This window comes from Bacteroides hominis, from assembly GCF_033042785.2.
Taxonomy (GTDB): domain Bacteria; phylum Bacteroidota; class Bacteroidia; order Bacteroidales; family Bacteroidaceae; genus Bacteroides; species Bacteroides hominis.
On sequence record NZ_CP178829.1, the window covers coordinates 5,157,975 to 5,170,118 of the forward strand.

At 43.5% G+C, this 12,144-nt stretch carries 15 protein-coding genes and 1 tRNA gene; 7 read left to right on the forward strand and 9 right to left on the reverse strand.

Annotated elements, in window-relative coordinates; all coding sequences use genetic code 11:
* Positions 1–115: 115 nt before the first annotated feature.
* The 6 genes from R3O62_RS21735 (at position 116) to R3O62_RS21760 (ending at position 4,722) form a co-directional block, all read left to right on the forward strand.
* On the forward strand, positions 116–742 hold the full coding sequence (locus R3O62_RS21735; protein ID WP_005808272.1) for a DUF6249 domain-containing protein: 627 nt from the start codon (positions 116–118) through the stop codon (positions 740–742).
* The gene (locus R3O62_RS21740; RefSeq protein WP_005808274.1) at positions 739–1,287 is read left to right on the forward strand and encodes an RNA polymerase sigma factor; all 549 of its coding nucleotides are present in this window, start codon (positions 739–741) and stop codon (positions 1,285–1,287) included. The genes R3O62_RS21735 and R3O62_RS21740 overlap by 4 nt, the downstream gene beginning before the upstream one ends.
* The gene (locus R3O62_RS21745) at positions 1,271–1,600 is read left to right on the forward strand and encodes a DUF5056 domain-containing protein (protein WP_032531961.1); all 330 of its coding nucleotides are present in this window, start codon (positions 1,271–1,273) and stop codon (positions 1,598–1,600) included. Before R3O62_RS21740 ends, R3O62_RS21745 begins: the two co-directional genes overlap by 17 nt.
* A 474-nt stretch (positions 1,601–2,074) precedes the next feature.
* Positions 2,075–3,349 (forward strand): cardiolipin synthase, encoded by a 1,275-nt coding sequence (gene cls / locus R3O62_RS21750; RefSeq protein WP_032531962.1) that lies wholly within the window; start codon positions 2,075–2,077, stop codon positions 3,347–3,349.
* A 66-nt stretch (positions 3,350–3,415) separates the two neighbouring features.
* Entirely contained in the window at positions 3,416–4,210 is a 795-nt protein-coding gene (locus R3O62_RS21755; protein WP_005781248.1) for a thymidylate synthase, read from the forward strand.
* A gap of 17 nt (positions 4,211–4,227) precedes the next feature.
* On the forward strand, positions 4,228–4,722 hold the full coding sequence (locus R3O62_RS21760) for a dihydrofolate reductase (protein ID WP_032531964.1): 495 nt from the start codon (positions 4,228–4,230) through the stop codon (positions 4,720–4,722).
* A gap of 2 nt (positions 4,723–4,724) precedes the next feature.
* On the opposite strand, the gene R3O62_RS21765 is transcribed toward R3O62_RS21760, so the two are convergent.
* Complete coding sequence (locus R3O62_RS21765; RefSeq protein WP_005781250.1) at positions 4,725–5,201, reverse strand: Lrp/AsnC family transcriptional regulator; 477 nt, start codon at positions 5,199–5,201, stop codon at positions 4,725–4,727.
* A 150-nt stretch (positions 5,202–5,351) separates the two neighbouring features.
* On the opposite strand from R3O62_RS21765, the gene R3O62_RS21770 reads away from it, so the two are divergent.
* The gene (locus tag R3O62_RS21770) at positions 5,352–6,632 is read left to right on the forward strand and encodes an IgA Peptidase M64 (RefSeq protein WP_005808289.1); all 1,281 of its coding nucleotides are present in this window, start codon (positions 5,352–5,354) and stop codon (positions 6,630–6,632) included.
* A 286-nt stretch (positions 6,633–6,918) separates the two neighbouring features.
* Here R3O62_RS21770 and R3O62_RS21775 read toward each other — a convergent pair whose 3' ends face one another.
* The 8 genes from R3O62_RS21775 to R3O62_RS21810 form a co-directional block, all read right to left on the reverse strand.
* On the reverse strand, positions 6,919–7,383 hold the full coding sequence (locus R3O62_RS21775) for an ExbD/TolR family protein (RefSeq protein ID WP_005781259.1): 465 nt from the start codon (positions 7,381–7,383) through the stop codon (positions 6,919–6,921).
* The gene (locus R3O62_RS21780) at positions 7,383–7,973 is read right to left on the reverse strand and encodes an ExbD/TolR family protein (protein ID WP_005781261.1); all 591 of its coding nucleotides are present in this window, start codon (positions 7,971–7,973) and stop codon (positions 7,383–7,385) included. The genes R3O62_RS21775 and R3O62_RS21780 overlap by 1 nt, the downstream gene beginning before the upstream one ends.
* A gap of 36 nt (positions 7,974–8,009) precedes the next feature.
* Positions 8,010–8,480, reverse strand: a complete 471-nt coding sequence (locus R3O62_RS21785) for a hypothetical protein (RefSeq protein ID WP_005781263.1) — start codon at positions 8,478–8,480, stop codon at positions 8,010–8,012.
* A gap of 6 nt (positions 8,481–8,486) precedes the next feature.
* A complete protein-coding gene (locus R3O62_RS21790; RefSeq protein ID WP_005808294.1) occupies positions 8,487–9,311 on the reverse strand; it encodes a MotA/TolQ/ExbB proton channel family protein in 825 nt (274 codons plus the stop codon).
* Positions 9,312–9,390: 79 nt separating this feature from the next.
* Positions 9,391–9,478: transfer RNA gene (locus tag R3O62_RS21795), tRNA-Ser, on the reverse strand.
* Positions 9,479–9,639: 161 nt separating this feature from the next.
* On the reverse strand, positions 9,640–10,416 hold the full coding sequence (locus R3O62_RS21800) for a TatD family hydrolase (protein ID WP_317472508.1): 777 nt from the start codon (positions 10,414–10,416) through the stop codon (positions 9,640–9,642).
* A 3-nt stretch (positions 10,417–10,419) separates the two neighbouring features.
* Complete coding sequence (locus R3O62_RS21805; protein WP_005808297.1) at positions 10,420–11,130, reverse strand: hypothetical protein; 711 nt, start codon at positions 11,128–11,130, stop codon at positions 10,420–10,422.
* Between the two features lie 7 nt (positions 11,131–11,137).
* Positions 11,138–12,112, reverse strand: coding sequence for a polyprenyl synthetase family protein (locus R3O62_RS21810; protein ID WP_005808299.1), 975 nt, complete (start codon positions 12,110–12,112; stop codon positions 11,138–11,140).
* Positions 12,113–12,144 lie beyond the last annotated feature (32 nt).

Below are 12,144 nucleotides of genomic sequence, written 5' to 3' on the forward strand. Positions count from 1 at the left end.
TTTGTGTATTAATAGCTGCAAATATCAAAAATATTTCGTCTCTTTGCAACTTTCTGCACTATGAACTACGTCTAACAGACAAATAAACAAAAACAATTAAAAAAACAACAGTAATATGAAACGTATCTTTATCGCTTTGATGGTAGCTATGACCTTCTGTTCGCTGGCAATGGCACAGAACCAAACCATCACCCAAAACAACAATGACTCTTCAGACTCTACCTTCGTTGCTGAATACACGGACATTGTGGACAGCAGTACCGTAGACACCGACTACCAGAGCAGCAGCTTCGATTTCGGAAACGAATTTCCGTTCAATATGGGCAAAGGAGCTATTAACGGAGGTATACTGACAGGTTTAATAGTCGTCATACTGATATTCGGATTCCCTTTCTTTATCGTATTCGTTGCTTTCTACTTCCGATACAAAAACCGGAAAGCAAAGTACAAACTGATGGAACAGGCACTGGCAACCGGACAACCCCTGCCGGAAGGAATCTTCAAAGATAGCCTGCCACAGGACTACCGGACGAAAGGCATCAAGAACATCTGTACCGGAATCGGACTGTTCATCTTCCTTTGGACCATCACAGACGAATTCAGCATAGGATGTATCGGATTGCTGGTGTTGTTCACCGGAATCGGGCAGTGGATCATCTCACGCAACCAGCAGCACGGACGCCCGGAAGACCCTTTCACAACTCCTACACACAGAGACGAAACCCAGAATGAACAGAAATGAGCCAGCTCAATGATATATCGTTAGTCGCACAGGTCGTGGTGTTCAGAAACACCAGGGCCTTCGACCAATTGGTACAGAAGTATCAGTCGCCCGTCCGGCGCTTCTTCCTGAACCTGACCTGCGGCGACAGCGAACTGAGCGACGATCTGGCACAAGATACGTTTATAAAAGCCTACACAAACATTGCAAACTTTAAAAACCTTTCAAGTTTCTCAACATGGCTTTACAGAATTGCTTATAACGTATTTTATGATTATATTCGCAGCCGAAAGGAAACAACGGATCTGGATGCCCGTGAAGTGGATGCTGTCAACAGCACCGAACAAGTGAACGTGGGCGAACAGATGGATGTTTACCAATCACTCAGAACGCTGAAAGAAATAGAACGCACCTGTATCACTTTGTTCTATATGGAAGATGTCAGTATAGAAAAGATTGCGGGAATAACGGGATGCCCGGTAGGAACGGTCAAATCGCACCTGTCGAGGGCTAAAGACAAATTGGCAATTTACTTAAAACAAAACGGTTATGACGGAAACAGATGATAAACTCCTGAAGCAATTCTTCAGCGAGCAAAAACAAGAAGTAAAAGATAATGGGTTCAGCCGCCGCGTCATGCGTAATCTACCGGGACGAAACCACCGGTTGATCCAGGTATGGGGAACGGTCTGCACAGTATTGTGCGTCATCCTGTTCTTCGCCTTCGGAGGTCTGCAAGCCACTATCAGTACGCTGCGCGAAGTTTTTGTATCCATGGTACAACACGGGCTTACGGCGGGATTCGATCCGAAATCTCTCTATATCGCCATTCTGGTACTCGCTTTCTTCGGAGCACGCAAGGCATGGTCTATGGCTTGATGCGGAGATAATCCGGAAGCCGTACAGGGATTTGTGCGCAACAGCCCTAAAAAACAGGTAAAAAACTTGCTTTCAGGATCAGGATGCGTTATCTTTGTAAACAAGATACATACAATATATTCAATTTAATATGAGGTAAAAGGGAAGAGTTGCAACTCTTCCCTTTTTTTGTGGTATCACCGGCAGATCTTCCGGAAGACGGTGCGTCCGGAGGAAACAGACGGTGTCTTTCGGTCCGGAAGACGGTGTATTCCTGCCAAAAGCAGTAAGCTTTCGCCCCCGAAGCCCGGCTCTTCCACCCGATAACATCAGGAGTAAATCAATTATCTCCTGATGTTATCAAGCATTACTCCTATTCTTCCCCGAAAAAGCGACCCACTGTTAATATATACTAAATCTGCTCTTGACAAAAAGAAGCCAAGAACAGAGATGTTGTATCTTTGTTTCCTTGTAAACTAAATAAAGACTGAGGTTTTGAAATTATACGTTTTAATAATAGCGACCATTCTCTCTATAGGCACTGCCCGAACACAGAATATTGACAGCCTGCTGATGCAGCGGGAGGACACTACACAATTTATTCGAAGCGACTCCCTTGTCATGCAGTTCCTCGAGTACTCTAACATCCCTATCACTGACAATAATAAGGTGAAACTTATCAAAAGCGGGCGGGAGAAATTTGAAGACTTGTTCGAAGCCATCCGCGGAGCGAAGCATCACATTCATCTGGAATATTTCAATTTCCGTAACGACTCCATAGCCAATGCACTGTTCGACCTGCTCGGCGAAAAAGTAAAAGAGGGTGTCAAGGTACGGGCATTGTTCGATGCATTCGGTAACTGGTCGAACAACAAGCCGCTCAAAAAGAAGCATCTGAAAGCAATCCGGGAGAAAGGAATCGAAATCGTAAAATTCGATCCGTTCAAGTTCCCGTATATCAATCATGCAGCCCATCGTGACCATCGGAAGATTGCGGTCATCGACGGAAAAATAGGATATACGGGCGGAATGAATATTGCGGATTACTACATCAACGGGCTACCCAAGATAGGTACCTGGCGCGATATGCACATCCGGATCGAAGGTGACGCGGTGAATATTCTGCAAGAAATCTTCCTCGACATCTGGAACAAGACTACCAAACAAAACATCGTGGGCGAAGAATATTTCCCGAATCATCCGGAACGTGCAGACAGTTGCAACACAATCATCGCAATCGTAGACCGTACTCCCAAACGGAACTCCCGAATGCTGAGCCACACGTATGCCATGTCTATCTATGCCGCGCAACACGATGTACGCATCGTGAATCCATACTTCGTTCCGACTTCATCCATCCGCAAGGCCCTCAAAAGGGCACTGAACCGGGGAACGAAAGTAGAGATCATGATTTCTTCCAAATCGGATATCCCTTTCACACCGGATGCCTCGCTCTATGCCGTGCAGAAACTGATGAAAAAGGGGGCAAATATCTATCTGTACAACGGTGGATTCCACCACTCAAAGATCATGATGGTGGACGATCTGTTCTGCACCGTAGGTACAGCTAACCTGAACAGCCGGAGCCTGCGATACGATTATGAAACGAATGCCTTCATTTTCGACAAGAACATCACTCAGCAGTTGAATGACGTTTTTGAAGCCGACACCCTGCATTGCACCCGCCTGACTCCAGAAATGTGGAGACAAAAATCGGCCTGGAAAAAGTTTAAATGTTGGTTTGCGAACTTATTCACACCGTTCCTGTAAGTTATTCGGGCTGTTTTTGTAACTTTGGCAGGAATTTTTAGTAACTCAAAAAGTATAACCATCCATATGAAACAATATTTAGATCTGCTCAACCGGGTGTTGGCAGAAGGAACAGAAAAAGGTGACCGCACCGGAACGGGAACCATCAGTGTCTTCGGACACCAGATGCGTTTCGACCTGGACGAAGGCTTCCCTTGCCTCACTACCAAGAAACTTCATCTGAAATCGATCATTTACGAACTGTTGTGGTTCCTGAAAGGAGACACAAATGTGAAATATCTGCAGGACCACGGTGTACGCATCTGGAACGAATGGGCGGACGAGAAGGGCGACCTGGGACATATTTATGGTTATCAGTGGCGTTCGTGGCCCAACTATGACGGCGGATTCATCGACCAGATCAGTGAAGCGGTGGATGCCATCAAGCACAATCCGGATTCACGCCGCATCATCGTCAGTGCCTGGAACGTCGGTGATCTGGATCACATGAACCTCCCTCCCTGCCACGCGTTCTTTCAGTTTTACGTAGCGAACGGACGATTGAGCCTGCAACTCTACCAGCGCAGCGCCGATATCTTCCTGGGTGTACCGTTCAACATAGCCTCCTATGCACTGCTGCTACAGATGATGGCGCAAGTCACCGGTTTGAAAGCGGGAGAGTTCATCCACACGCTGGGTGATGCACATATCTACCTGAATCATTTGGAACAGGTGAAACTGCAACTTAGCCGGGAGCCCCGTACACTGCCGCAGATGAAAATAAATCCGGATGTGAAAAGTATCTTCGACTTCCGGTTTGAGGATTTTGAATTAGTAAACTACGATCCGCACCCGCACATTGCAGGGAAAGTTGCGGTATAACATAACTCCACCGGACTATGAGTAGAATTAGCATTATTGCCGCTGTAGACCATCGAATGGCCATAGGATTTCAAAACAAGCTTTTATTCTGGCTGCCCAACGACCTGAAACGTTTCAAGGCACTGACCACAGGAAACACAATCATAATGGGACGAAAAACTTTCGAATCGCTTCCTAAAGGAGCGTTACCCAATCGACGGAATGTGGTACTCTCTTCCAATCCGGCAACCGAATGTCCCGGAGCAGAGGTGTTCACTTCGCTGGAGGCCGCTTTGAAGAGTTGTCAGGAAGAAGAGAAAGTATACATCATCGGAGGAGCAAGTGTCTACCGCCAAGCCATGCCTTTGGCCGACGAACTATGCCTGACCGAAGTTGATGACACAGCCCCGGAAGCAGATGCCTTTTTCCCGGCTGTGGATACGACTATATGGCACGAAAAAAGCAGAGAAGTCCATCCTGCGGATGAGAAACATCTCTGCTCATATGCTTTCGTAGATTACGTTCGGGGATAAACTTAATCCTCGTCCGTTTCTACCATGATCGGCATTTGCCGCTTGATAGCTTCATGGAATGAAATAAGCGTCTCCGTACGAGCCAATCCCAACGGTTGAAGTTTATCATGAATCACACTCAGAAGGTGATGGTTGTTCCTTGCGTATATCTTGATAAACATATCGTATTTCCCGGTGGTGAAATGACATTCCACTACTTCCGGAATCGCTTCCAAAGCTTTGGTCACGGAATCGAACGACTCAGGATCTTTCAGATAAATTCCAATATAAGCACATGTCTCATACCCAATCTTCTCCGGGTCGATAACATACTCCGAACCTTTCAATATACCCAGATTAGTCAACTTCTGTATGCGTTGATGAATAGCCGCACCCGAAACGTTGCACGCTCTTGCCACTTCCAGAAACGGAATGCGGGCATTGTCGGCAATCAACTTCAGAATCTGCTCGTCTAAAGTATCTAATTGATGATGTCCCATTTTAAATCAATTTGTTTTAATATATCAATCTCTAATGCAAAGTTAGTTATTTCCCCGGCAATAAATACTATAGTTTATTACTTTTATTTGTAAAAATAGAATAAATCGGCAATAGTTCGTACCTTTGTAAAAACAATAAATTCACACGATATGAAGCTAATATTGACCTTATTCACCTGTCTTTTCGTGACAGGATGTGCATACGCACAAAACTTTTCGGACTACTTTACGAACAAAACACTGCGCGTCGATTATCTTTTCACCGGAAATGCGGAAAAGCAATCAATTTGTCTCGACGAACTTTCGGAACTGCCCACATGGGCAGGCAGACGGCATCATCTTGCAGAATTACCACTGGAAGGAAACGGGCAAATTGTCATGCGTGATGTGGAAAGTGGAAAAGTTATCTATACCACTTCGTTTTCCTCACTATTCCAGGAATGGCTGGAGACAGACGAAGCTAAAGAAGTAACCAAAGGATTTGAGAATACTTATCTCCTGCCCTACCCTGTAAAACCGGCGGAAGTAGAAATCACGCTGCGCAACAACAAACACGAAGTAAGCGCAAGCCTGAAACATATCGTTAAGCCCGATGATATCCTGATACATAAAAAAGGACTCACACACATCACCCCACACAAATATTTGCTGAAAAGCGGAAACGAAGAACAATGTATCGATGTGGCAATCCTGGCCGAAGGATATACCACAGCCGAAATGGAAACTTTCTATAAAGATGCAGCCGTGGCATGCGAAGCACTATTTTCGCACGAACCGTTCCAGTCTATGAAGAACCGTTTCAATATCATAGCCGTAGCCAGTCCTTCCGCAGACAGCGGAGTCAGTGCTCCGAAACAGGGAGCATGGAAACATACTGCCTTCGGTTCGCACTTCGATACTTTCTACTCTGACCGCTATCTGACTACCAGTCGTGTAAAAGCAATTAACGACGCATTGGCAGGCATTCCCTATGAACATATCATAATCCTCGCCAATACAGAGCAATATGGCGGAGGCGGCATCTACAATGCTTTCACATTAACCACCGCACATCACCCCAATTTCCGCCCGGTAGTGGTACACGAGTTCGGACATAGTTTCGGTGGTCTGGCCGATGAATACTTCTATGACGAAGATGTGATGAACGGCCTCTATCCACTCAGTATCGAACCATGGGAACAAAACATAACCACACGTGTCAACTTCGCTTCCAAATGGGAAGATATGCTCACTAAAGACACCCCGGTTCCGACTCCGGTAGCAGATAAAGCCAAATACCCCACAGGTGTATACGAAGGAGGAGGTTACTCAGCTAAAGGTATCTATCGTCCGGCATTCGATTGCCGCATGCGCACAAATGAATATCCCACATTCTGTCCGGTTTGCCAGAGATCCATCAAACGAATCATAGAATTCTATACAGGTAAATAAGATCATCTCAAACCAACGAAAAGGAATACATTAACCACTGTACGAATTACACAGACTTCACAGGTCTTATCAAGATTATCGACTATTTCAATCTTTATATCTGCATGTGAGTCTGTGTAATCGCCCATACAGGAGTTACGATATCGCCACTAAATACATACAGGCAACCCATATAATTCCCGAGGGATATTAGTCCTATAAGAGCTGAAAGCGATAAAGTCCGGGTATCTCATAAAAAAAGGCCGTCTGAAACAAATCAGACGGCCTTTTCTATGTATAGAATAACTTATTCGCGAGCTCTCGCAGAATAGTTAATTTTCAGTGCATAAGCTTGACGAAGAGCCTGTTTAATATCGGTAACGATACCCATTTTTGTATCCTGGTCAATTTTCAAAGACACAGTCATAAAGGGTTGGTCTTCCTCTTTCATACTTGAGCGCTCGTTAGTTACGTAAGCCTGAATTTCGTCAACTTCAGCATATGCGTCATTCAACTGGATACGGCTTTCAGACCCCAGTTTTTTACGAAACTCTGCTGTCGGTTTACCTACATAGATAAACGTAACCAAAGATTTCTTTTCAAGCTTTTCCAACTCAGTACCTTGCGGAATCTTAAACTCAACCTTCAAAGAAACTTCACGCATTGTTGTTACAATCATAAAGAAGAACAACAATGTAAAGATCAAGTCAGGTAGAGAAGAAGTATTCAGCGTAGGCATCCCGCGCTTACCTGTTTTATTAAATTTTCCCATTAATTATTCTTTTTAACTCCTTTAGGTTCAGCCTCAGAGATCTTCTGAGGAAAAATTTCACGAATAGCTTTCTGCTGGTCTTCATTCAACTCAGCATAATTCTTCTGCCACTTTTCCTGAGCCAATTCATCTCTTAACTCGTTGTAAGCAGCAACCAGCTCATTTTGAACATCAAAATAAGCCTGATAAGAAGATCCGCGGTCACTCTGCAAAGAAATTACATGATTCTCCGTAACCATGGTATTACCAAAGAAAGGCACATCTTTCGCATGTTTTTCCGGTAATTTTTCATCGTTATATGGATTGGCAATGAATTCTTTGGCTTTTTCCCTCAATTGCTTCACATCAACAACTTCGCCACCGCACATCAACTGATTCTGAAAGTTCAGAAAAATCTGCAGAACGTTACGATCCTTAACAACGATGTCATTGTCAACCTGATCCTTATCGGGAGGTGGAGGCAATTGTCTTGCCAAACCACGGTCAGTATCCATAGATGTCGTAATCAAGAAGAAGATAAGCAATAAGAATGCAATATCCGCTGTTGAACTTGAATTAATTTCAGGAACTTTTCTATTTCCTTTTGCCATTGTAGTTACTGTATTTTATTGAGTTTCCCCAATTAGTTATGATAATTTCTTTTTAATACTACTTCCGATGATAGCAACAACTGTTACCAACAACAAGAAATAAATACTGTAAAGGAACATATCAGTCAGTTTCAACCAGAAAGGAACATTGTCAGTTCCTTCATATCCCTGAATTGTCAGTGTTTCACCACTACCCATAGACCATGCTACAACCAATACAAGAACAAGAAGAATAAGTCCGAGCAATGATCTGATAGCACCCTTAGGATTGTCTTTCAAAGCAGAACCGAACTGGAAGATAGCAGCAACAACAGTTGCAACTACAGCAATGCCAAACAGACCGTACATCAGGTACAGCAAGGCATCTGTGTTTGCAGGATTATCCATGTCGTATACAAGCGGAGTTTCCATTTGTCCACCAAAATAGAAAAGACCCAATACGATCACGATAAGAGCAAACATCGCGTATAGTACGTAATACGATACTTTATATGTTAACTTACTCATCTCAGATTATTTTTTGTATTTCAAGTTATATTTGATTACCATGTCAAGCAAAGAGATAGAAGAGTCTTCCATTTCGCTTGTAAGAGCTTCAATTTTAGCAAGGATGTAGTTATAGAATACCTGAAGGATCAAAGCTACAACCAAACCGAAGATAGTAGTAATCAAGGCAACCTTCATACCACCAGCAACAACTGTCGGAGAGATATCACCCTGCTGTTGGATTTTATCGAATGCCATAACCATACCTACTACAGTACCCAAGAATCCCAATGACGGAGCCATCGCGATGAACAGTGTGATCCAAGAGCATCCTTTTTCAAGGTAACCAGCCTGAACGCCACCATAAGATACTACAGATTTCTCAACCACGTCGATGCCTTGGTCGATTCTCATCAAACCTTGATAATAGATAGAAGCAACAGGACCTCTCGTGTTACGAGCGATATCTTTAGCAGCTTCAACATCACCTTTTTCCAAAGCAGCTTCGATAGAAGACATAAATTTCTTTGTGTTGATTTCAGCCAAGCTCAAGTAAATGATACGTTCAATACAGAAAGCCAAACCAATAACCAATGCGATAGCAACCAAACTCATGAAAGATGCAGTACCTTCGATGAATTTTACTTTAATTTCTTTGTGGATACCACCTTCTTCTTCAGCACCAGCAAGAGGAGCAGAAGCTTCAGCAGCCTCAGCTACAGCGTCAGCAACCGGTTTGTCTGCTGCAGGAGCAGCTTGTTCGGTAGCAGCAGCATCCTGAGCCTGAACGAGTTGAGTTGAGCCAAATGTTAAGACTCCCATCACAGCAACAATTGCAAATAACTTTTTCATTGTGTGTCTAATTTTTAAGATTAATTAATTAAATTATTATTATTGTATTTACTTATCGTCTTTTGTTTAATATTTCCTGCGGAGAGAGCGGGATTCGAACCCGCGATACACTTTTGGCGTATACACGCTTTCCAGGCGTGCCTCTTCAACCACTCGAGCATCTCTCCAATTGGTGCTTTCCTCAAATCGGGTGCAAATTACAAAAAAAATGCGAACCACAAGCGTTTTCAGCTACAAATGTATTCTTTTTTTTCTTCTTCTGCAGCATTATCCTTCTTTTATCTTTAATAAATCCACTAAATTAATAAAATTTAAAATCTAACAGAGCTTATTTGAGTATTCCAAACACTTTCAATGCGCTGATAGCAGTCAATTCCGCAACTTTTTCGGGATCTTCCTTGTATATTTCGGCAACTTTTATTAATGTATCTTTCACATTCGCACTCTCATTCCTCTTCCCACGGTTAGGGACCGGTGTGAGGTAAGGAGAATCCGTTTCCAGCACAATGCGTTCCAACGGAATATGTTTAAACGCTTCCGGCAGAGTTGACTTTTTGAAAGTGACCACACCATTTATGCCAATCTTAAACCCGGAGAACTCCATCATCCGGGCAGCTTCTTCGGACGTCCCGGTGAAACTATGAAAAATGCCGGTCAAGCCACTGCTTTTATAAGGCTGCAATACCTTATATATATAATCAAAAGCTTCACGGCAATGAATGACAATCGGCAACTGGTACTGAAGGGCCCACTGAACCTGTTTCTCAAAAACAATCAACTGTTCTTTCAACCAGGTTTTGTCCCAGTAAAGATCGATCCCGATCTCTCCTACGGCCACAAATCGTTCCGAAGTTGCCAGGTAATTAGCCACTATTTCAAGTTCTTTTTCATACGAATCGTTCACGGAAGTAGGATGCAACCCGATCATCGGGAAACAAAAGTCACGATAGGTATCACAAACCGACAACATAGGTTCGATTGTCGTACTGTCTATATTGGGCATAAAAATATGCGTAACACCGGCAGCACGGGCACGCTCCATTACCAAAGGCAAATCTTCGGCAAATTCTTCCAGAAAAAGATGGGAATGTGAATCGACAAGCATATTTTAAAGAATCTCTTTAGTTTGTTTTTCACCGGTCCGGTAATAATAAATCAGACCGTAATCACGACATTTCTCCAACCGCTTTTCATTAGGCAGTACCTCCTGGTATTTGGCCTCCACCTGATTCCAGATATCGAGAATCAACCGGTCAGCCTGCGCACGCATAGACGAAAGTTGTTCTAAGCTACGATTTGTGAGGAGTTGAAGGTTTTTCTGCTTCTCATAACCTTCCATGAATATATCATAATGTACTTTCACTTTGGCAATCGTCGGGTTATAGATAGGTATGCCTCCCCGGGAAGTACGTTGCCGCTCTCCTTCTATGATTTTCTGTCCCCACTCGGCTATAGAAGCCTCACTGTTCAAGTCGGGCACGCCGAAATTATCCATAGGCAAGCTGTACATATCTTTATGGGATTCTTTAATTTCGGCTCGAATCACTGCCAGGTTCAAAACTTGTATAAAGTGAGAAATATAAAGACGGGCCGCTTTTACATTGGCCTGATGCTTCTTACTGTTTCTGCTCTGTTCGCCATAACAGTGTACATAATAAGAATGCGCAGCCTCAAATTTAGCCAGAAACATACGTGCTTCCCCCAATGTCTTTAACGAAACGGCCAAATCATAGACATTACATACGTCCCCCTTTACGACCGCTGCTTTCAGCGCCCGTATCCTGGCTTGATCAGTATTTGGCAAACGTCTATAAGGCATCGTTATATTACATCTCGCGGTACATTAAATGCTTCATCAGCTTTTTCAGCTCACTTTTCCTATCTTCTATGACAGATACGGCCCCCAGACTGGTCATCGCACGAGTATAGTACTCACGCATCTTGTTTTCACAGACAGCTTTGATACCTATCTGATTGTACAACTCGGTTACAGCACCGATTTTTTCTTCGGCACAGAATGAAGTCGCATTCAACCAACGGTTCAGTTCATCCAACTGATTCCGATCGGCCCGTTCCAATGCTTTAATCAACATATATGTTTTCTTATTGCATAAAATATCACCACCGATATTTTTACCAAACACGGCTGAATCGCCATATACATCCAGCAAATCATCCTGCAATTGGAAAGCAACCCCAATCTGCATGCCGAAATCATATAGATTTTCAGCATCTTCACGGGAAGCTCCTCCCAAAATAGCTCCGATTTTCAAACTGGCCGCCAATAGAACGGCAGTTTTCAAACGGATCATTTCCAGATATTCCTCTTCTTTCACATCATCGCGGGACTCAAACCCCATATCCATCTGCTGACCTTCGCAAATCTCAAGTGCTGTCAGGCTAAACAAGTCCATAACCTCTTTCAGATACTCTGAAGAACAGCTTGCCATATACTGATAAGCCAGCACCATCATGGCATCTCCCGACAAAATTGCAGTATTGTCATTCCAGACTTTATGAACCGTTGTTTTTCCACGGCGCATATCGGCCCGATCCATCAAGTCGTCATGCAAAAGAGTATAATTATGATAAACTTCAATTGCCGTAGCAGGATCATAAACAGAAGTAACATCCTCCTTATAGAGATTGTATGCCATTAACATCAGAACAGGGCGAATGCGTTTTCCCCCCATGGAAAGTACGTATTTAACAGGGTCATACAAACCAACCGGTGTGCGTGTAAACCGGATATCTGAAATGTGAGAATTTATTTTATCAAGAAGCTGAAATGCTGTATACATAGTAATAAGTTATAAAAAGAGGATTGAATGAA

Excerpts from the sequence above, each read along its gene's own strand:
- R3O62_RS21735 (WP_005808272.1), top strand. The coding sequence starts at position 116 with ATGAAACGTATCTTTATCGCTTTGATGGTAGCTATGACCTTCTGTTCG.
- R3O62_RS21740 (WP_005808274.1), top strand. The coding sequence starts at position 739 with ATGAGCCAGCTCAATGATATATCGTTAGTCGCACAGGTCGTGGTGTTC.
- R3O62_RS21745 (WP_032531961.1), top strand. The coding sequence starts at position 1,271 with ATGACGGAAACAGATGATAAACTCCTGAAGCAATTCTTCAGCGAGCAA.
- R3O62_RS21755 (WP_005781248.1), top strand. The coding sequence starts at position 3,416 with ATGAAACAATATTTAGATCTGCTCAACCGGGTGTTGGCAGAAGGAACA.
- R3O62_RS21760 (WP_032531964.1), top strand. The coding sequence starts at position 4,228 with ATGAGTAGAATTAGCATTATTGCCGCTGTAGACCATCGAATGGCCATA.
- R3O62_RS21765 (WP_005781250.1), bottom strand. The coding sequence starts at position 5,201 with ATGGGACATCATCAATTAGATACTTTAGACGAGCAGATTCTGAAGTTG.
- R3O62_RS21770 (WP_005808289.1), top strand. The coding sequence starts at position 5,352 with ATGAAGCTAATATTGACCTTATTCACCTGTCTTTTCGTGACAGGATGT.
- R3O62_RS21775 (WP_005781259.1), bottom strand. The coding sequence starts at position 7,383 with ATGGGAAAATTTAATAAAACAGGTAAGCGCGGGATGCCTACGCTGAAT.
- R3O62_RS21780 (WP_005781261.1), bottom strand. The coding sequence starts at position 7,973 with ATGGCAAAAGGAAATAGAAAAGTTCCTGAAATTAATTCAAGTTCAACA.
- R3O62_RS21785 (WP_005781263.1), bottom strand. The coding sequence starts at position 8,480 with ATGAGTAAGTTAACATATAAAGTATCGTATTACGTACTATACGCGATG.
- R3O62_RS21790 (WP_005808294.1), bottom strand. The coding sequence starts at position 9,311 with ATGAAAAAGTTATTTGCAATTGTTGCTGTGATGGGAGTCTTAACATTT.
- R3O62_RS21800 (WP_317472508.1), bottom strand. The coding sequence starts at position 10,416 with ATGCTTGTCGATTCACATTCCCATCTTTTTCTGGAAGAATTTGCCGAA.
- R3O62_RS21805 (WP_005808297.1), bottom strand. The coding sequence starts at position 11,130 with ATGCCTTATAGACGTTTGCCAAATACTGATCAAGCCAGGATACGGGCG.
- R3O62_RS21810 (WP_005808299.1), bottom strand. The coding sequence starts at position 12,112 with ATGTATACAGCATTTCAGCTTCTTGATAAAATAAATTCTCACATTTCA.